Here is a 17,988-nt window from a genome sequence, read left to right on the forward strand (position 1 = left end):
ACAGGTCGCACGAACCCTGTAGGCCGGGTAAGGCGCAGCCGCCACCCGGCAAAAAAACGGCGCAAGAGGGTTGCCTGGAAGGTAATCAATGCTTGCCCGGCGGCGTTACGCTTGCCGGGCGTTCTGAGATGCAACCCCTTGATATAAAGAGGTTAGCGGCGATTGCCCATAATACGCAGCAGCATCAGGAACAGGTTGATGAAATCCAGATACAGCGTTAAGGCGCCGAGGATCGAGTATTTACGCAGCGTGGCGCTGTCGCGGGTATCAATCTGCTCGCCGATATTTTTCAGCTTCTGGGTGTCGTAGGCGGTCAAGCCGACAAACAGCACCACCCCAATGTAGGTCACGGCCCACATCAGCGCCTCGCTCTTCAGCCACAGGTTAACCAGCGACGCCAACACGATGCCAATCAGCCCCATAAACAGCATGCTGCCGAAGCCGCTCAGGTCGCGTTTAGTGGTGTAGCCGTAAAGGCTCATCGCCCCGAACATCCCGCCAGTGACCACAAAGGTGCTGGCGATAGAGGAGTAGGTATAGGCGATAAAAATGCTCGACAGCGTCAGCCCGGTGAGCGCCGAATAGAGCATAAACAGGGTGGTCGCCATCCCGGCGCTCAGCCGCTGTACCATCCCCGACAGCACAAACACCAGCGCCAGCTGGGCGATGATCAGCCCGAAGAAGGTGATTTTGCTCGAAAAGACGAACATCATCACCGCCGGGGTGTTAGCCGCAAACCACGCGATAAACGCCGTCAGCAGCAGGCCAACCGTCATCCAGCCGTACACCTGCGCCATATAAGTCTGCAGGCCGCTGCGGCCCTGCACTATTGAATCGGAACGCGGATATCTGTCCATGACTCTCTCCTGATTAACAAAGTTTCACTCTGTAAGCGTATCACACTACCAGCGCTCTGCCGCCTGGCGATCGCTGTCGCGGGCGTCGACCCAGCGCTCGCCCTCCGGCGTCGCCTCGCGTTTCCAGAACGGCGCACGGGTTTTCAGGTAGTCCATCATAAACTCGCCGGCGGCGAAGGCGCTGCCGCGGTGGGCGCTGGTGACGCCGACAAACACAATCTCTTCCCCCGGCCACATTTCGCCGATGCGATGGATAATGGTTACCCGGCCCAGCGGCCAGCGCTCGCGCGCCTGGTCGACGATCTCCGCCAGCGATTTCTCGGTCATCCCCGGATAATGCTCGAGGGTCAGCGCTTTCACGCTGTCGCCGAGGTTGTGATTGCGCACTTTGCCGGTGAAGGTGACCACCGCGCCGTCTTCATCGCGTTCGGCCAGCCAGGGATACTCCTCGCCAACGCTAAAGCGCGCCGGGCTAACGACGATACGAGTTTGCGTCATGTCAGCCTCCGGTGACCGGCGGAAAGAACGCCACTTCATCTCCGCTGGCGACAGGATGGTCAAAGGCGGTCAGCGTCTGGTTAACCGCCGCCAGCAGTTTGCCCTCCTCCAGGGCCAGCGCCCAGCGATCGCCGCGAGCGGCAAGCTGCTGACGCACAGCCTCAACGGTGGCCAGGTCGCTGGCGTCGAGAGTCAGCGAATCAGTACCCACCAGCTCGCGCACCTGGGCAAAAAACAGAACCTTAATCATGGCGTTCGTCCACCTTAAAATCGCCGGACTTGCCGCCGCTTTTCGCCAGCAGACGCACCGGGCCAATCACCATATCCTTCTGCACCGCTTTGCACATATCGTAAATGGTCAGCGCGGCAACCGAGGCGGCGGTAAGGGCTTCCATCTCGACGCCGGTTTTGCCGGTCAGGCGGCAGAGCGATTCGATGCGCACCCGGTTATGTTCCGGCTGCGCCTGCAGATTGACTTCCACTTTGCTGAGCATCAGCGGATGGCACAGCGGGATCAGCTCCCAGGTGCGCTTGGCCGCCTGGATCCCGGCGATACGCGCGGTGGCGAAAACGTCGCCTTTATGGTGGCTGCCGTCGATAATCATCGCCAGGGTCGTCGCCTGCATCTCGACATAAGCCTCAGCGCGCGCTTCGCGCACCGTTTCCGCTTTGCCGGAGACATCCACCATATGGGCTTCGCCCGCGGCGTTAATATGGGTCAGTTGTGACATAAATTATTTCTTCAGGTGAGGAATAAAATTACAAGGACGGGTGCGGGCATCCAGCTGCGGGGCAATAATGTTGTCCCACGCGGTGCGGCAGGCTTTCGTCGAGCCCGGCATGGCGAAGATCAGCGTGTGGTTGGCGACGCCGGCCACCGCCCGGGACTGCAGCGTCGAGGTGCCGATCTCTTCGAACGATAGCATGCGGAACACTTCGCCAAAACCTTCCACCTCACGGTCAAACAGCGGCAGCAGCGCTTCCGGCGCCTGGTCCCCTTCGGTGAATCCGGTCCCGCCGGTGATCAGCACCACCTGCACCTCATCGCTGGCGATCCACGCCGATACCTGGGCGCGGATGGCGTAGCGGTTCTCTTTGACTATCGCCTTATCGACGACATGGTGCCCCGCCTCCTGCGCCGCCTCACGCAGCCAGTGGCCGGAAGTGTCGTCCTCTTCGCCGCGACGACTGGAAACGGTAAGAATAGCAATACGGGTCGGAATAAACTCAGCGCTAGCCTGGCTCATCTGAATGCTCCTTTCGAATACGATTATCCGCCAATATAGGACAGGTTCTGCGTAATGCCGGTGTTGCCCTGATGCAGGAAATGGGTCTGCTTTTTGTGGGTTAAGGCTTCGGCGATCCGCGCTTCCAGCGCCGCCTGCTGCCGATCATCGGCCATCAGGTCGCGCAGGTCGACGCCGCCTTCGCCAAACAGGCACAGGTGCAGTTTGCCGACGGAGGAGACGCGCAGACGGTTGCAGGTGGCGCAGAAGTCTTTTTCGTACGGCATGATGAGGCCGATCTCGCCGGCGTAGTCCGGATGACAAAAGACCTGCGCCGGACCATCGCTGCGCTGGCGGATCTGGTGGATCCAGCCGCGGCGCAGCAGCTCGTCACGCAGCACCATGCCGGAGAGATGGTGACGGCGGAACAGGTCGCTGCCCTCGCCGGTTTCCATCAGCTCAATAAACCGCAGCTGAATTCGACGCGGCTGGATCCACGCGAGGAAGGTATCAAGCTGGTGATGGTTAACATCGCGCATCAGCACGGTATTCACCTTCACCTTGTCAAAGCCCGCGGCGAAAGCGGCGTCAATCCCGTCCATCACCTGGTGGAATTTGTCCTGGCCCGTGATGGCATGGAACTGGCGGGCGTCGAGGCTATCGACGCTGACGTTGATCGCCGTCAGCCCGGCATTGCGCCAGCGTTCGACATCGCGCGCCAGGCGGTAACCGTTGGTGGTGACGGCAATCTGACGGATCGCCGGGTTTTCACGCACGGCGGCGATGATCTCGGTGAAGTCACGGCGCAGGGAGGGTTCCCCACCGGTGAGGCGAACTTTTTCAGTGCCCAGCGCGGAGAAAGCGCGCGTAACCCGGCGCACTTCGTCTACGCTGAGAAAGCCGTTGTTATTGACGGCGCCGGGCTTGTAGCCATCCGGTAGGCAGTAGGTGCAACGGAAATTGCACACATCGGTAATCGACAGACGCAGGTAATAAAACTTACGCGCGAATGCATCGGTAAGCTGTGAGGCCATATACACCTTTCCAAATACGGGAGACGCGGTCATTTCTTCCCACGCCCTGGCGACAACCGGCGGCGTCGCGGCCAAACCGCCATATCTTTTGACACAGGCGAAGAGGCTAGAGTGTTAACAGGTTATGCCGATAGTAGCGCGTTCCAGGCGGTTTCGCCATTTGCGATTTCGCTATATATTCTTGTATATATCGCTACTTTCGTGCATTTTCGTTACAGAATAGCCATAAATCATCTTTTTGCCTTGATATCGGTCAGTTTGTCGGGCTCCTCCCATCGTCTTTTAGGGGTAGATCGGGTAGTGTGTGGCCGTTTATGTGAAATAAGGAATTTCTATGCGCAATCGTACATTCGCTGACCTGGATCGGGTGGTGGCGCTCGGCGGCGGGCATGGTCTGGGTCGGGTGATGTCCTCCCTCTCCTCGCTGGGCTCACGGCTGACCGGCATTGTGACCACCACCGACAACGGGGGGTCCACCGGGCGGATCCGCCGCTCGGAAGGCGGCATTGCCTGGGGCGATATGCGCAACTGCATCAATCAGTTAATCGCCGAGCCGAGCGTGGCGTCGGCGATGTTTGAGTACCGTTTTAGCGGCAATGGCGAGCTTTCCGGCCATAACCTGGGAAATCTGATGTTAAAGGCGCTGGATCACCTCAGCGTGCGGCCGTTAGAAGCGATCAATTTGATCAGAAACCTGCTCAAAGTGGACGCTTTTCTTATTCCGATGTCGGAACAACCGGTGGATTTGATGGCGCTCGATCATGAAGGCCATGAAGTATACGGTGAAGTGAATATCGATCAGCTGGATAGCGTGCCGCAGGAGTTGATGCTCACCCCGCCGGTACCGGCCACCCGCGAGGCGGTAGAGGCCATCGCCGAAGCCGATCTGATCCTCATCGGCCCGGGCAGTTTCTATACCAGCCTGCTCCCGATCCTGCTGCTTGACGAGATGGCCCAGGCGCTGCGCCGCACTCCGGCGCCGATGGTGTTTATTGATAACCTCGGCAAAGAGCACAGCCCGGCCGCGAGGCTCTCGCTGGCGGAGCGCATCGCGATTATGGAGCGCTACGTTGGCAAGCGGGTGGTGGATGCAGTCATCGCCGGCCCAAAAGCCGATATCAGCGGCATCGACGACCGGCTGGTGATCCAGACGCCGCTGGAAGCCAGCGACGTGCCCTATCGCCATGACCGGGCGCTGCTTCGCGGGGCGCTGGAGAAAGCGCTCCAGCTGCCGGGCTGATCCTGCGCGCCGAAGGCTCGGCTTTCGGCGCACCTTAAAATCTTAAGGTTGTCTTAAAACAGAGCTGGCACTATACCCTTATCTCTTCCTGTGGGTATGTACTATGTCGTTATTGCCTCTGCGTCGGCCGGTCGTCAGCCGCACGACTTATCTGATTATTTTCGCGGTCTATATCGGGCTTTTTCTTAACCTCGCCTTCTACCGCCAGGCGTATACGCTGCTGCCGGTGAACAACCTGCACACCGCGCTGGTGTTTCTGAGTATGCCGCTGGTGGCATTCAGCGTGATGAATATCCTCACCACCCTCGCCTCGTTCCTCAAGCTTGACCGGCTGGTGATTAGCCTTTTTATTCTGCTCAGCGCATCGGCGCAGTACTTCATCTGGAGCTTCGGCGTGGTGATCGACCGCAGCATGATCACCAACATCCTCGACACCACCCCAGCGGAGAGCTTTGCCCTGCTCTCCGGCGAAATGATCGTTGTCCTTGGACTCTCCGGGGTGCTGGCGGTGCTGGTCGCCTGGTGGGTTAAAATTCGTAAACCGGCCACGCTATGGCGCGGCGTGGCCTGGCGCCTGGTGAATATGGTGGCCTCCGCGCTGCTGATCGTCCTGATTGCCGTCCTCTTTTATAAAGACTATGCCTCGCTGTTTCGCAACAACAAGGAGCTGGTGAAATCCCTGAGTCCCTCCAACAGCATTGTGGCGGTGAACTCCTGGTATGCGCACCATCGCATGGACAACCTACCGCTGGTGAAGATTGGCGAAGATGCCAAACAGAAACCGGTGATGCATAACGGTCCCCGTAAGAACCTGACGATTGTGGTGCTGGGCGAAACTTCCCGGGCGGACAACTTCTCGCTGGGCGGATATCCGCGCGACACCAACCCGCTGATGCAACAGGACGGGGTGATCTACTTCCCGCACACCACCTCCTGCGGAACCGCCACGGCGGTCTCGGTGCCGTGCATGTTCTCCAATATGCCGCGCGCGCACTATGACGAAGAGCTGGCCCATCATCAGGAAGGGGTGCTGGATATTCTGCAGCGCGCCGGCATTCAGGTGCTGTGGAACGACAACGATGGCGGCTGCAAGGGGGCCTGCGATCGGGTACCGCACCAGAACGTGACCGATCTGAAGCTAACCGGGCAGTGCATCGACGGCGAGTGCTACGATGACGTGCTGTTCCATCATCTCGACAGCTATATCGATAACCTGCAACAGGATGGCATTATTGTGCTGCATACCATCGGCAGCCATGGGCCGACGTACTACAATCGCTATCCGGCTGAATTCAAAAAATTCACCCCAACCTGCGACACCAATGAGATCCAGGGCTGTACCCGGGAGCAGTTGACCAATACGTATGACAACACCATCCTGTACGTCGACCACGTGGTGGATAAAGCGATAAAACTCCTGCAGGCGAAACAGGACAAATTCACTACCAGCCTGGTGTATCTTTCCGACCACGGCGAGTCGTTAGGCGAAGATGGGGTCTATTTGCATGGTCTGCCGTACTCTATCGCGCCGGATACGCAGAAACACGTGCCGATGGTGATGTGGCTCTCTGCCGACTACCAGCAACGCTACGGCATTTCCGCGCAGTGTCTGCAGCAGCGAGCGAAAAAAGAGAATTACTCGCAGGATAATCTGTTCTCCACCCTGCTCGGCCTGCTCGGCGTCAGCACCCACGAGTACCAGGCGGCAGATGATATTTTAACGCCATGTAGAGAGGCTGGTTGATGAAAATCTTAGTCATTGAAGACGATGCGCTGCTGTTGCAGGGGTTAATCCTGGCGATGCAAAGTGAAGGATACGTGTGCGACGGCGTCTCCACAGCGCACGAAGCGGCGCTGTCGCTGGCCAGCAATCACTATAGCCTGATCGTGCTTGATCTTGGCCTACCGGACGAAGACGGCCTGCATTTTCTCGCCCGCATGCGACGGGAGAAAATGACTCAGCCGGTGCTGATCCTCACCGCCCGCGATACCCTTGAGGATCGCATTAGCGGTCTCGACACCGGCGCGGATGACTATCTGGTGAAACCCTTTGCCCTGGAAGAGCTGAACGCGCGCATTCGCGCCCTGCTCCGTCGGCATAATAATCAGGGCGATAACGAAATCAGCGTCGGCGATCTGCGCCTCAACGTCACCCGTCGCCAGGTGTGGCTCAGTGAGACGGCGCTGGATCTGACGCCGAAGGAGTATGCCCTGCTATCGCGACTGATGATGAAAGCCGGCAGCCCGGTACATCGCGAGATCCTCTACAACGATATCTACAGCTGGGAGAATGAGCCAGCGACCAATACCCTGGAAGTGCACATCCACAACCTGCGCGATAAGATTGGCAAATCGCGGATCCGCACCGTCAGGGGCTTCGGCTATATGCTGGCTAACCACAACGAGACGGAATAGACCATGGCTCTGTTTGCAACCGAAAACTGGACCATGCGCCACCGGCTGCTGTTGACCATCGGCGCCATTCTGGTGGTCTGTCAGCTGATCAGCGTCTTCTGGCTATGGCATGAGAGCAAAGAGCAGATCCAGTTGCTGGTGGCCAGCGCCATCGAAGGGCACAACAATCAGAAGCATGTGGAGCATGAGGTAAGGGAAGCGGTCGCCAGCCTGCTGGTGCCGAGCCTGTTGATCGTGGGTCTGGCGCTGTACATCAGCATGCTGGCGGTACGCAAAATCACCCGCCCGCTTTCACGTCTGCAAAGCGAGCTGGAGAGTCGCACGCCGGACAACCTCACCCCTATCGTGCTCAGCGAATCGGTACCTGAGGTGACGGCGGTGACTACCGCCCTGAATCAGCTGGTTTCCCGCCTCAATCTGACCCTTGACCGCGAACGGCTGTTTACCGCCGACGTGGCGCACGAGCTGCGCACCCCGCTGGCCGGGCTGCGGCTGCACCTTGAGCTGCTGGCGAAAGTGCATGGCATGGGCGTCGACCCGCTGATCCAGCGCCTCGACCAGATGACCACCAGCATTTCGCAGCTGCTGCAGCTGGCGCGCGTCGGTCAGTCCTTTTCCGCCGGCAGCTATCAGCAGGTGCTGCTGCTGGATGACGTGGTCAAACCGCTGCAGGATGAGCTGGAGACCATGCTGGCCGAGCGCCAGCAACGGCTGCTGCTGACGGATGTCGAAAGCGAGGCCGTCGTCTCTGGCGACGCGACGCTCATCCGCGTCATTCTGCGCAATCTGGTGGAGAATGCCCATCGCTACAGCCCGCAAGGATCGACGATCCGCGTGTCGGTGAAAGCGGGTCTGATGCCGGTGATGGCAGTAGAAGATGAAGGACCGGGGATTGATGAGGCGAAAAGCGGCGAACTCAGTAAGGCGTTTGTACGCATGGACAGTCGCTACGGCGGCATAGGGCTCGGACTGAGCATCGTCACGCGCATCGCTCAGCTGCATGACGCCCAGTTCTTTTTGCATAACCGCCAGCCGGGGCCAGGGGTCCGCGCGTGGGTGTTATTCCCGCGGCGTGCGGGTCAGAACGTCAGCACCCACTGATGGAAGAAGGCAACAATAATGACCAGGGCGGTGGCGACCGCCAGATATTCACGGAAATTGATTTTTTGCATGGGCGCTATCCTCATCAAGTTGAGGATAGTGTCGCCTGGCGAGATTAAGCAAACATTAAGAAGGCCGCTTTGCGGCCTTTTTTCTTCTCCGCCGTGGGTTATCAGGCTGCGGAACGGTCAGCGCAGCGCCGTACCTTCACTGCCCCCTCGCCTATCCCCGTCCGGCGGTATGCGCCAACACTCAGGAGGCGGCGATAAACAGTTCACGCAGCTGATGCAGCTGGTCGCGAATTTGCGCCGCCTCTTCGAACTCGAGGTTCTGCGCGTGCTGCATCATCTGCCCTTCCAGCTCGTGGATTTTCTGCTGCAGCGCTTTTGGCGTCATATCCACGCCGCTGAGCCCGGCAGGCTCGACGGCCTTCGCTTTACCGCGTCCTTTGGCTTTGGTTTTCGCCAGGCTCTGGCCCAGCTGCAGGATATCCACCACTTTCTTATTGAGCCCCTGCGGCACGATGCCATGCTCTTCGTTGTAGCGCTGCTGTTTCTCCCGTCGCCGCTCCGTCTCGCCGATGGCTTTCGCCATCGAGGGAGTGATCTTATCGCCGTACAGAATAGCCTTGCCGTTGACGTTGCGCGCCGCGCGGCCGATGGTCTGGATCAGCGAGCGTTCGGAGCGCAGGAAGCCCTCTTTGTCCGCATCGAGGATCGCCACCAACGACACCTCCGGCATATCCAGCCCCTCACGCAGCAGGTTGATCCCCACCAGCACGTCAAACTCGCCAAGACGCAGGTCGCGGATAATCTCCATACGTTCGACGGTGTCGATATCCGAGTGCAGATAGCGCACCCGCTCGCCGTGCTCCTCAAGGTACTCGGTCAAGTCTTCCGCCATCCGCTTGGTGAGGGTGGTGACCAGCACGCGCTCGTTGATGGCCGTGCGCAGGCGGATCTCCGACAGCAGGTCGTCGACCTGGGTGGCCACCGGCCGCACTTCGATGATCGGGTCCAGCAGACCGGTCGGACGCACCACCTGATCCACCACCTCGCCGCCGGATTTATCCAGCTCGTAGGCGCCGGGGGTCGCCGACACGTAGATGGTTTGCGGCGCCAGCGCTTCGAATTCTTCAAACTTCATCGGCCGGTTATCCAGCGCCGACGGCAGGCGGAAGCCGTACTCCACCAGCGTCTCTTTGCGCGCCCGGTCGCCGCGGTACATGCCGCCGATCTGCGGCACCGTGACGTGGGATTCGTCGATCACCAGCAGGCCGTCTGCCGGCAGGTAGTCGAACAGGGTGGGCGGCGGCTCGCCGGGCCCGCGCCCGGAGAGGAAGCGCGAGTAGTTTTCAATGCCCGAGCAGTAGCCCAGCTCGTTCATCATTTCGAGGTCGAACTGGGTGCGCTGGGTTAAGCGCTGCTCTTCCAGCAGCTTGTTGTTGGCCAGCAGCACCTTGCGCCGCTCCGCCAGCTCCAGCTTAATCTCTTCCATCGCCTGGACGATGCGTTCCCGCGGCGTCACGTAGTGCGTCTTGGGATAAATGGTGTAGCGCGGCACCGTCGATTCCACATGGCCGGTAAGCGGGTCGAACAGCGACAGGCGCTCAACCTCTTCGTCAAACAGCTCAATGCGCAGGGCGATATCGTCGGATTCCGCCGGGAAGACGTCGATCACCTCGCCGCGCACGCGGAAGGTGCCGCGCTGGAAGGCCTGATCGTTGCGGGTATACTGCAGCTCGGCCAGGCGGCGCAGGATCGCCCGCTGGTCAATCAGCATCCCCACCGTCAGATGCAACATCATTTTCAGATACAGGTCCGGGTCGCCGAGGCCGTAGATAGCCGAGACCGAGGCCACCACCACCACATCGCGCCGCTCGAGCAGCGCTTTAGTGGCCGACAGGCGCATCTGCTCGATATGTTCGTTTACCGAGGCGTCCTTCTCAATGAAGGTATCTGAGCTGGGGACGTAGGCTTCCGGCTGGTAGTAATCGTAGTAGGAGACGAAATACTCGACGGCATTCTCGGGGAAAAATTCTTTCATCTCGCCGTAGAGCTGGGCCGCCAGGGTTTTGTTTGGCGCCAGCACCATCGTCGGCCGCTGCAGATCGGCAATCACGTTGGCGATGGTAAAGGTTTTACCGGAGCCGGTGACCCCCAGCAGCGTTTGATGCGCGAGCCCATCCTCCAGCCCCTCTTCCAGGCGGCGGATGGCTTCCGGTTGGTCTCCGGAGGGGCGAAAGGCGGAATGCAGAACAAACGATTTACTCATCAATCAGAACCTGAAAAAGATTTAGCGGCCGGTGTTTAATTCTACCCCTCGGGCCGTTTTTTGCCAATAAAATATACTGGATATTTAAACAGTGCGTGATTATGATAGCGCCACAATATGGCCTTTTTTGCCGGCAACCAGGGGATAAAACGCGCGCCGGGCGGAATAATCCTCCGGCCGGCAGGGTTATCCCCAGAAATTTTTACCTTTTAACATTTGTCAAGCGGACGGGTGAAAGTTTTATGGCAGCAGATGACGCTTTTCTTACACCCATTGATTTTATCTAACAAGCTGATATTTAATACTTTTAAAGAAAAGACGCCTTTCGCGCCAATTCAGCCGCAAGCCGCGTACGCTCTAGCTTACCGCAGGTTTTCTAACTCTAATACACAAGGTTATCCACAGGAATAGTGGATAACTGTCTGCAGCCCAAGACCGCCGCCGCCCGGCGCAAATCGTCTGGCGGCCTAAACCGCGCGGCGAAAAATTTTTATCGAACTATTTTTGATAACTATCCGCTTAAAGCCGCTCGATTTTTGCTGCTTTTTGCACCACCCTTTAGCGTCGGGCACCGGAAAAGTGCAGCCCCGGTGCTGGCTGTGCCTGATGGTATCGGCGTTTAGCGTTTTTTTCCGAGCGTTCTTTTTCCTGGCAAGAGTTTTGCAGCATCTTTCTGTCGCCCTGACGCCAGGATAAGGAGAAAACGTCCATGTTGAATTTACAGGCAGTAAATCACTTTTACGGCAACCAGCATTCGCTGTGGAATGTCGATCTTGAACTACGCCCGGGGGAGTGCATTGGCGTACTGGGACGCGAGGGCATGGGAAAAACCACCCTGGTTAACTGCATTGCCGGGCACCTGCCGGTGGCCAGCGGCCGGATGACCTGGCATGACATTGGCGCCCCGCCGCAGGATCTCACCCCCCTGTCGGCCCAGTCGCGCAGCGCCATCGGTATCGGCTATGTGCCGCAGGATAAACGCATCTTCTCCCAGCTCAGCGTGGAAGAGAATCTACATATTGCCCTCGCGGCCGGGAAACCCGGGGCTAACGCCAGCGGCGGCGAAATCTATGAACATTTTCCCGAACTCTATGCCCTACGGCAGCGCAAAGGCGCCTCGCTGAGCGACGACGATCAGTACCAGCTGGCGCTGGCCAGGGCGCTGATTGTCCAGCCGCGGCTGCTGATCCTTGATGAACCCTCGCGCGGCAGAGGGCCGCGCTGTCTGCAAAAGCTGGCGGATCTGCTGCTGCGGTTGAATCGCGATATCGGCCTGACGGTGCTGCTCGCCGAGCAGCACCTGCCCTTTATCCGCCGGGTGGCGGATCGTTTCTGTGTTTTGCACCGGGGCCGTAACGTCGCCGAAGGCGATATTATGGCGCTGGATGAACCGCTGCTGGCGCAGTGGATGACGCCGGATCCAGCGCCCTGAGATCCAGATACTGGCCGAGATCGTCGCGCTGCGCGATATCGGCAAGCCACGGTATTTCACCGAGAAACGGCGCGGCCAGCCGGTTTTTCAGCGTCGCCAGATACTCGGCGTGGCGCTTGCCCGGCGGCAGCACGTCATTGGCGATCCACCCCGCGAGCGGCAGCCCCGCCTGGCGTACCGCCTGGGCGGTAAGCATCGCGTGGTTGATGCAGCCGAGCTTGACGCCCACCACCAGAATCACCGGCAGCTGCTCCGCCTGCGCCCAGTCGGCGAAGGTCAGGGTTTCCGAAAGCGGCGTAAACCAGCCGCCGGCCCCTTCCACCAGCACCCAGTCGGCGAGGCGTTCTAACTCGCGCAGCCCGCTGGAGAGCCTCGCCGCGGCGATCGGCCGTCCTTCGTCGGCGCTGATGATATGCGGTGAGGTCGGCTCGGCGAAGGTATACGGGTTAACCTGCTCATAGCGCAGCGCGACCCGGCTATGACGCTGCAGCGCCAGCGCGTCTTCATTACGCAGCCCGGCGGCGGTAAGCTCGCTGCCGGAAGCCACCGGCTTGTAGCCGGCGGTGTGAAAACCCAGCTGATTCGCCGCCTGCAGCAGGGCGCTGCTGGCGATGGTTTTCCCGACTTCAGTGTCGGTCCCGGTGACAAAAAAACGTTTAGTCACGCTCAATGACTCCTGTAAAAAGAGAATACGTCAGCGGGCAGACGCCCTGCCGCTGCGGCCAGGCCAGCTGTAGCTCGCGCAGTTTGCCGCGGCTAAGCGGGGCCGATGCCCGCCCCTGGTGCAAATGGGTGGCGCCGATGCCCTTCAGCGATCGCATGGCGCTCAGCGCATCGACGAACGGCAGGCTAATCTGATGCACCTCGCCGTACGCCCGCAGGCCGCTCAGCGCCTCGCGCACCGCCGCTTCGCTAAGAAAACGGTTGGCATGCGGCCGGTCGTCGATGGCCTGCCACGCCTGATTGAGCTCCGGCAGCGAGTCGGCCAGCAGCGTGCTAAACGCCACGCTGCCGCCGGGACGCACCACCCGGTACAGCTCGCCAAGGGCTGCGCGCAGATCGTCGCACCACTGCACCGCCAGATTGCTCCACGCCAGATCGACGCAGGCGTCGGGCAGCGGCAGCGCCTCAATGTCGCCCAGCAGGTAATGCTGGGCGGCGTCGTTACGCTGCGCCTGGGCCAGCATCCCGGGGGAGAGATCCAGCGCGGTCACCACGCTGCCTGCCTCACGCCAGCGGCGGCTCATGCTGCCTGGGCCGCAGCCGGCATCCAGCACCCGGGGAAAATCGCGACGCGCCAGCTGGCGCAGCAGCAGTTCCGCGCTGCGCCGCTGCAGTTCATCATGTTGCGAATAGCCGCTGGCCGCCCGGCCAAACGCCGCGGCGACCGCCTGCTTATTCACCGTGGCCATGCAGCACCTCCAGTAAACGGTTAATGTCCTCAGCCTGATGGGCGGCGGTCAGGGTCAGGCGCAGACGAGCGCTGCCGACCGGCACCGTCGGTGGACGGATCGCCGTTGCCCAGCAGCCCGCGTCGCGCAGACGGCTGGCCAGGCTCAGCGCCCGCCCGTTATCGCCGACGATTAGCGGCTGGATCGCGCTGACGGAGTCGGTCAAACCCAGCGACGTCTCGCCCATCCCCGCGCGGAACTGACGGATACGGGCGGCCAGGGTGTCGCGGCGGCGCTGGCCTTCATCGCTGCGTATCACCTGCAGCGCGGCGCTCAGCGCCACCGCCTGGGCGGGCGGCATCGCGGTGCTGTAGATCAAATGACGGGCAAACTGCAGCAGATAATCGGCCAGCGCGTCATCGCACAGCACCGCCGCGCCGCTGACGCCGAACGCCTTGCCGAAGGTAACCACCAGCAGCTCAGGGCGCACCGCCTGCGCGGCGCAGCTCCCGCGTCCTTCGTCGCCGACCACGCCGACGCCGTGGGCATCATCCACCAGCAATAGCGCCCCGGCGGCCTGCGCCGCGGCGTGAATGGCCGCCAGCGGCGCGCTGTCGCCGTCCATGCTGAAAATGCCTTCGGTGACCGCCAACTGTTCGCCCGCCAGCGGCTTAGCCAGCAGTTGAGCGAGCTGTTGCGGATCGTTGTGGCCGAAACGGCGTAGCTGCGCCGGGCTCAGACTGGCCGCCTCCAGCAGGGAGGCGTGGCTCAGGCGGTCGGCCACAATCCGATCCTCTTTATCCGCCAGGGCGGCGATCAGCGCCTGATTGGCGGCAAAGCCGGAGATAAACAACAATGCGCGCGGGTAGCCCAGCCAGTCGGCAAGTTCCTCTTCCAGCGCGCGGTGGGCCTCGCTATAACCGCTTACGTGTCCCGAGCCGCCGGAACCGACGCCATAACGTTCCGCCCCCTGCTGCCAGGCGGCGATAATCGCCGGATGCTGGCTCAGGCCGAGATAGTCATTACTGGAGAAGTTAAGCCAGCGCTCCCCTTCCCGCTCCAGCCAGCGCCCGGCGCCGTGCGTCACCGGCAGGCGGCGGCGAAGGGCATCCGCCGCCCGTCGCTCGTCCAGCGCCCGATCGATTCGCTGCTGCCAGGTCATAGCGCCGCCGCGTTGTAATATTCCTCAGTGTCCGGGGTGAGTAAGGCCTGCTCCAGACGCTGCTGCTGCTCATTGTCGCCTTCCAGCACCGCCGTCTGCTGCGGGTTGATCCCCAGCTTGCGGAACAGCTGCAGATCGTTGTCCTCTTCCGGGTTCGGCGTGGTCAACAGCTTGCAGCCGTAGAAAATGGAGTTCGCCCCGGCCATAAAGCACATCGCCTGGGTCTGCTCGTTCATCTGCTCGCGGCCGGCGGAGAGACGCACGTAAGAGGTGGGCATCATGATGCGCGCGATGGCGATAGTGCGAATAAAATCGAAAGCGTCGACGTCGTCGTTATCCGCCAGCGGCGTACCTTTGACTTTTACCAGCATGTTGATGGGCACGCTTTCCGGCGGCGTGGGCAGGTTGGCCAATTGCAGCAGCAGGCCAGCGCGGTCTTTCACGGTCTCCCCCAGCCCGACGATACCGCCGGAGCAGACTTTGATCCCGGCGTCACGCACTTTGTCCAGGGTATCCAGGCGCTCCTGGTAGGTGCGGGTGGTGATGATGTTGCCGTAAAATTCCGGCGAGGTATCAAGGTTGTGGTTGTAGTAATCGAGGCCCGCCTCGGCCAGGCGCTGCGCCTGGCTGTCGGTCAGAGTGCCGAGCGTCATGCACGACTCCAGCCCCAGAGCCTTCACCCCTTTCACCATCTGCTCCAGATAGGGCATATCGCGATCGTGGGGGTTTTTCCACGCCGCTCCCATGCAAAAACGCGTGGAGCCGGCGTTTTTTGCCTGACGGGCGGACTCCAGAACCTGCGCGACCTCCATCAGGCGCTCGGTTTCGAGGCCCGTTTTATAACGCGCGCTCTGCGGACAATATTTACAATCTTCCGGGCAGGCGCCGGTCTTGATCGACAGCAGGGTGCTGACCTGCACCTGGCGCGGATCAAAGTGTTGACGGTGGATTTGCTGCGCTTCGAATAACAGGTCGATCAGCGGTTTATTAAATAATTCCGTAACTTGCGACATTGTCCAGCGGGGTTGGTGAGCCATTTTCCTCTCCAAAGGTCGTACACTACCTGTTTCACACAGCCTCTTTGTTGGCTGCACTCGCACACCCCTGTCAGATAGTGAACTATGCTGCTGGGGATGTTCTCACTTGCCGCCTCGATGCTGCGCGAAATATTTTGTGTACGTTTCATTGTAAGTAAGTTCAGTGTAGACTTGTAAACCTAAATGTTTTCAAAATGGTTTACAAGTCGCTTATGACCCTGGACGATCTCGCCTTCGATCGGCGCCACATCTGGCACCCCTACACCTCTATGACTTCCCCCCTGCCGGTCTACCCGGTGGTTTCCGCCCACGGTTGCGAGCTGTCCCTCGCCGGCGGCGAACAGCTGATTGACGGTATGTCCTCCTGGTGGGCGGCGATCCACGGCTACAATCACCCGCGTCTTAATGCGGCGATGAAAGCGCAAATCGACCAGATGTCGCACGTGATGTTCGGCGGGATCACTCACCCCTCGGCGGTGGCGCTGTGTCGTCAGCTGGTGGCAATGACCCCGCAATCGCTGGAGTGCGTTTTCCTCGCCGACTCCGGTTCGGTAGCGGTTGAGGTGGCGATGAAAATGGCCCTGCAGTACTGGCAGGCGAAAGGCCAACCGCGTCGTCGTTTCCTGACCTTCCGCAACGGCTATCACGGCGATACCTTCGGCGCGATGTCGGTCTGCGATCCGCAGAACTCGATGCACAGCCTGTGGCAGGGCTATCTGCCGGATAACCTGTTCGCCCCCGCGCCGCAGAGCCGCTTTGACGGCGAGTGGGATGAAAGGGATATGGTGCCCTTTGCCCGCCTGATGGCCGCGCACCGTCACGACATCGCCGCGGTGATCCTCGAACCGATCGTTCAGGGCGCGGGCGGGATGCGGATGTACCATCCGGAGTGGCTGAAGCGGGTGCGTAAAATGTGCGACCGGGAAGGGATACTGCTGATCGCCGATGAGATTGCCACCGGCTTTGGCCGCACCGGCAAGCTGTTCGCCTGCGAGCACGCCGGTATCGCCGCCGATATTCTGTGTCTGGGCAAGGCGCTGACCGGCGGCACCATGACCCTCTCCGCCGCGCTGACCACCCGCGAGGTGGCGGAAACCATCAGCAACGGTGAAGCCGGCTGCTTTATGCACGGCCCAACCTTTATGGGCAACCCGCTGGCCTGCGCGGTGGCCAGCGAAAGCCTGCGCCTGCTGGAGAGCGGCGAATGGCAGCGGCAGGTGGCGGCGATTGAAGCCCAGCTGCAGACCGAGCTGGCTCCGGCGCGGGGATCCGCCCTGGTCGCCGACGTCCGCGTGCTGGGCGCTATTGGCGTGGTTGAAACCTGTCGCCCGGTCAATATGGCTGCCCTGCAGCGCTTTTTCGTCGAGCAGGGGGTGTGGATCCGACCGTTTGGCCGCCTGATCTACCTGATGCCGCCGTATATCATCACGCCTGAACAGCTGTCCCGCCTGACCCGAGCCGTTAACCTGGCGGTGCAGGACGAAACATTTTTTAGCGAATAAATAGCGGAATTGCGTCGTGGTGCAGGCTACACTTCCTGGTTAATCAGCGCATTATCAATGAGGATGAAGCATGAAACTGATCAGTCACGATCTCCAGGACGGCGGTAAGCTGCCTAATCGTCACGTCTTCAACGGCATGGGCTACGATGGCGACAATATTTCGCCGCATCTGATGTGGGATGATGTGCCCGCAGGAACCAAAAGCTTTGTGGTGACCTGCTACGATCCGGATGCGCCGACCGGCTCCGGCTGGTGGCACTGGGTGGTGGCTAACCTGCCTGCGGATACGCGCGTCCTGCCGCAGGGGGCCGGTTCCGGTCAGGCGGAGCTGCCGGAAGAGGCCGTTCAGACCCGCACCGATTTTGGCAAGGCGGGATACGGCGGCGCAGCGCCGCCGAAGGGCGAGACCCACCGCTATATCTTTACCGTCCACGCCCTGGACGTTGAGAAAATTGAGGTGGATGCCGAGGCCAGCGGCGCAATGGTCGGCTTTAACGTCCATTTCCATTCCCTCGCCAGCGCCTCCATCACCGCCCTGTTCAGTTAATCTTCCCCCGGATAGCGGCTTGCGCCTTATCCGGGCTACCTGCTGCGCCACGTGTTTTTCAGGTGGCGCTACACTCATCTTTACCAGATAACACTTACATATCAAATAAATACACGTAGCTGTAGGCCTGGCAAGCGCCGCGCCGCCGGGCAAGGACTGCGGGCACGGAGCCGATTTTGTGCCGGGTGGCGGCTACGCCTTACCCGGCCTACAGTTCCCTCTCACAGGCTCATACCTCGTAGGCCCGGTAAGCGCAGCGCCACCGGGCGATG

The 17,988-nt window shown here is 60.5% G+C and carries 19 protein-coding genes and 1 riboswitch; of the genes, 8 read left to right on the forward strand and 11 right to left on the reverse strand.

From position 1 onward, the window contains the following. Positions 1-152: 152 nt before the first annotated feature. The 6 genes from ABLV52_RS00005 to moaA all read right to left on the reverse strand — a co-directional run bounded on the left by ABLV52_RS00005 (position 153) and on the right by moaA (position 3,615). The gene (locus ABLV52_RS00005; protein ID WP_032455204.1) at positions 153-857 is read right to left on the reverse strand and encodes a Bax inhibitor-1/YccA family protein; all 705 of its coding nucleotides are present in this window, start codon (positions 855-857) and stop codon (positions 153-155) included. Positions 858-902: 45 nt separating this feature from the next. Next, complete coding sequence (gene moaE / locus ABLV52_RS00010; RefSeq protein ID WP_023288923.1) at positions 903-1,355, reverse strand: molybdopterin synthase catalytic subunit MoaE; 453 nt, start codon at positions 1,353-1,355, stop codon at positions 903-905. Between the two features lies 1 nt (position 1,356). After that, positions 1,357-1,605, reverse strand: a complete 249-nt coding sequence (moaD, locus tag ABLV52_RS00015; RefSeq protein WP_023288922.1) for a molybdopterin synthase sulfur carrier subunit — start codon at positions 1,603-1,605, stop codon at positions 1,357-1,359. Beyond that, complete coding sequence (moaC, locus tag ABLV52_RS00020; protein WP_004886142.1) at positions 1,598-2,086, reverse strand: cyclic pyranopterin monophosphate synthase MoaC; 489 nt, start codon at positions 2,084-2,086, stop codon at positions 1,598-1,600. The genes moaD and moaC overlap by 8 nt, the downstream gene beginning before the upstream one ends. A gap of 3 nt (positions 2,087-2,089) precedes the next feature. Beyond that, complete coding sequence (moaB, locus tag ABLV52_RS00025; protein WP_023288921.1) at positions 2,090-2,602, reverse strand: molybdenum cofactor biosynthesis protein B; 513 nt, start codon at positions 2,600-2,602, stop codon at positions 2,090-2,092. 23 nt (positions 2,603-2,625) lie between these two features. After that, the gene (gene moaA, locus ABLV52_RS00030; protein ID WP_348889842.1) at positions 2,626-3,615 is read right to left on the reverse strand and encodes a GTP 3',8-cyclase MoaA; all 990 of its coding nucleotides are present in this window, start codon (positions 3,613-3,615) and stop codon (positions 2,626-2,628) included. Beyond that, positions 3,603-3,741, reverse strand: a riboswitch (molybdenum cofactor riboswitch). Its footprint overlaps the gene before it by 13 nt. A 208-nt stretch (positions 3,742-3,949) precedes the next feature. Between moaA and yvcK the strand changes: the two genes are divergently transcribed. The 4 genes from yvcK (at position 3,950) to pmrB (ending at position 8,371) form a co-directional block, all read left to right on the forward strand. Beyond that, positions 3,950-4,855, forward strand: coding sequence for a uridine diphosphate-N-acetylglucosamine-binding protein YvcK (gene yvcK, locus ABLV52_RS00035; protein WP_023288920.1), 906 nt, complete (start codon positions 3,950-3,952; stop codon positions 4,853-4,855). Positions 4,856-4,958: 103 nt separating this feature from the next. Then, positions 4,959-6,599 carry a phosphoethanolamine transferase EptA gene (gene eptA / locus ABLV52_RS00040; RefSeq protein WP_050532957.1) on the forward strand — a complete coding sequence of 547 codons (1,641 nt, stop codon included), beginning with the start codon at positions 4,959-4,961 and terminating at the stop codon, positions 6,597-6,599. After that, on the forward strand, positions 6,599-7,270 hold the full coding sequence (gene pmrA / locus ABLV52_RS00045) for a two-component system response regulator PmrA (RefSeq protein ID WP_348889843.1): 672 nt from the start codon (positions 6,599-6,601) through the stop codon (positions 7,268-7,270). Before eptA ends, pmrA begins: the two co-directional genes overlap by 1 nt. A 3-nt stretch (positions 7,271-7,273) precedes the next feature. Next, a complete protein-coding gene (pmrB, locus tag ABLV52_RS00050; RefSeq protein WP_023288917.1) occupies positions 7,274-8,371 on the forward strand; it encodes a two-component system sensor histidine kinase PmrB in 1,098 nt (365 codons plus the stop codon). A 252-nt stretch (positions 8,372-8,623) separates the two neighbouring features. Here pmrB and uvrB read toward each other — a convergent pair whose 3' ends face one another. Beyond that, a complete protein-coding gene (uvrB, locus tag ABLV52_RS00055; RefSeq protein WP_004886127.1) occupies positions 8,624-10,645 on the reverse strand; it encodes an excinuclease ABC subunit UvrB in 2,022 nt (673 codons plus the stop codon). Positions 10,646-11,055: 410 nt separating this feature from the next. Between uvrB and ABLV52_RS00060 the strand changes: the two genes are divergently transcribed. Together ABLV52_RS00060 and ABLV52_RS00065 are read left to right on the forward strand one after the other, a co-directional pair. Continuing rightward, a complete protein-coding gene (locus ABLV52_RS00060; protein WP_348889844.1) occupies positions 11,056-11,268 on the forward strand; it encodes a dTDP-4-dehydrorhamnose reductase in 213 nt (70 codons plus the stop codon). Between the two features lie 86 nt (positions 11,269-11,354). Beyond that, positions 11,355-12,077, forward strand: a complete 723-nt coding sequence (locus ABLV52_RS00065; RefSeq protein WP_017900923.1) for an ATP-binding cassette domain-containing protein — start codon at positions 11,355-11,357, stop codon at positions 12,075-12,077. Here the strand turns inward: ABLV52_RS00065 and bioD are convergent. From bioD to bioB, 4 genes are read right to left on the reverse strand one after another with little or no spacing between them, the layout of a single operon-like run. Further along, the gene (gene bioD, locus ABLV52_RS00070; protein WP_023288916.1) at positions 12,019-12,741 is read right to left on the reverse strand and encodes a dethiobiotin synthase; all 723 of its coding nucleotides are present in this window, start codon (positions 12,739-12,741) and stop codon (positions 12,019-12,021) included. The genes ABLV52_RS00065 and bioD overlap by 59 nt on opposite strands. Then, positions 12,734-13,489, reverse strand: coding sequence for a malonyl-ACP O-methyltransferase BioC (gene bioC, locus ABLV52_RS00075; RefSeq protein WP_348889845.1), 756 nt, complete (start codon positions 13,487-13,489; stop codon positions 12,734-12,736). The genes bioD and bioC overlap by 8 nt, the downstream gene beginning before the upstream one ends. Continuing rightward, positions 13,473-14,630 carry an 8-amino-7-oxononanoate synthase gene (gene bioF, locus ABLV52_RS00080; protein ID WP_049014540.1) on the reverse strand — a complete coding sequence of 386 codons (1,158 nt, stop codon included), beginning with the start codon at positions 14,628-14,630 and terminating at the stop codon, positions 13,473-13,475. Before bioF ends, bioC begins: the two co-directional genes overlap by 17 nt. Beyond that, a complete protein-coding gene (gene bioB / locus ABLV52_RS00085) occupies positions 14,627-15,667 on the reverse strand; it encodes a biotin synthase BioB (RefSeq protein ID WP_101861837.1) in 1,041 nt (346 codons plus the stop codon). Before bioB ends, bioF begins: the two co-directional genes overlap by 4 nt. 212 nt (positions 15,668-15,879) lie before the next feature. Here bioB and bioA point away from each other — a divergent pair, with 212 nt between their 5' ends. Continuing rightward, the gene (gene bioA / locus ABLV52_RS00090; RefSeq protein ID WP_101861923.1) at positions 15,880-17,169 is read left to right on the forward strand and encodes an adenosylmethionine--8-amino-7-oxononanoate transaminase; all 1,290 of its coding nucleotides are present in this window, start codon (positions 15,880-15,882) and stop codon (positions 17,167-17,169) included. A gap of 70 nt (positions 17,170-17,239) precedes the next feature. Then, positions 17,240-17,716, forward strand: a complete 477-nt coding sequence (locus ABLV52_RS00095) for a kinase inhibitor (protein ID WP_002895575.1) — start codon at positions 17,240-17,242, stop codon at positions 17,714-17,716. The last annotated feature ends 272 nt before the right edge of the window (positions 17,717-17,988 follow it).

It is taken from the genome of Klebsiella sp. GB_Kp056 (assembly GCF_040064755.1).
In the GTDB taxonomy this organism is placed as follows: Bacteria; Pseudomonadota; Gammaproteobacteria; order Enterobacterales; family Enterobacteriaceae; genus Klebsiella; species Klebsiella quasipneumoniae.

Excerpts from the sequence above, each read along its gene's own strand:
- ABLV52_RS00005 (WP_032455204.1), bottom strand. The coding sequence starts at position 857 with ATGGACAGATATCCGCGTTCCGATTCAATAGTGCAGGGCCGCAGCGGC.
- moaE (WP_023288923.1), bottom strand. The coding sequence starts at position 1,355 with ATGACGCAAACTCGTATCGTCGTTAGCCCGGCGCGCTTTAGCGTTGGC.
- moaD (WP_023288922.1), bottom strand. The coding sequence starts at position 1,605 with ATGATTAAGGTTCTGTTTTTTGCCCAGGTGCGCGAGCTGGTGGGTACT.
- moaC (WP_004886142.1), bottom strand. The coding sequence starts at position 2,086 with ATGTCACAACTGACCCATATTAACGCCGCGGGCGAAGCCCATATGGTG.
- moaB (WP_023288921.1), bottom strand. The coding sequence starts at position 2,602 with ATGAGCCAGGCTAGCGCTGAGTTTATTCCGACCCGTATTGCTATTCTT.
- moaA (WP_348889842.1), bottom strand. The coding sequence starts at position 3,615 with ATGGCCTCACAGCTTACCGATGCATTCGCGCGTAAGTTTTATTACCTG.
- yvcK (WP_023288920.1), top strand. The coding sequence starts at position 3,950 with ATGCGCAATCGTACATTCGCTGACCTGGATCGGGTGGTGGCGCTCGGC.
- eptA (WP_050532957.1), top strand. The coding sequence starts at position 4,959 with ATGTCGTTATTGCCTCTGCGTCGGCCGGTCGTCAGCCGCACGACTTAT.
- pmrA (WP_348889843.1), top strand. The coding sequence starts at position 6,599 with ATGAAAATCTTAGTCATTGAAGACGATGCGCTGCTGTTGCAGGGGTTA.
- pmrB (WP_023288917.1), top strand. The coding sequence starts at position 7,274 with ATGGCTCTGTTTGCAACCGAAAACTGGACCATGCGCCACCGGCTGCTG.
- uvrB (WP_004886127.1), bottom strand. The coding sequence starts at position 10,645 with ATGAGTAAATCGTTTGTTCTGCATTCCGCCTTTCGCCCCTCCGGAGAC.
- ABLV52_RS00065 (WP_017900923.1), top strand. The coding sequence starts at position 11,355 with ATGTTGAATTTACAGGCAGTAAATCACTTTTACGGCAACCAGCATTCG.
- bioC (WP_348889845.1), bottom strand. The coding sequence starts at position 13,489 with ATGGCCACGGTGAATAAGCAGGCGGTCGCCGCGGCGTTTGGCCGGGCG.
- bioF (WP_049014540.1), bottom strand. The coding sequence starts at position 14,630 with ATGACCTGGCAGCAGCGAATCGATCGGGCGCTGGACGAGCGACGGGCG.
- bioB (WP_101861837.1), bottom strand. The coding sequence starts at position 15,667 with ATGGCTCACCAACCCCGCTGGACAATGTCGCAAGTTACGGAATTATTT.
- bioA (WP_101861923.1), top strand. The coding sequence starts at position 15,880 with ATGACCCTGGACGATCTCGCCTTCGATCGGCGCCACATCTGGCACCCC.
- ABLV52_RS00095 (WP_002895575.1), top strand. The coding sequence starts at position 17,240 with ATGAAACTGATCAGTCACGATCTCCAGGACGGCGGTAAGCTGCCTAAT.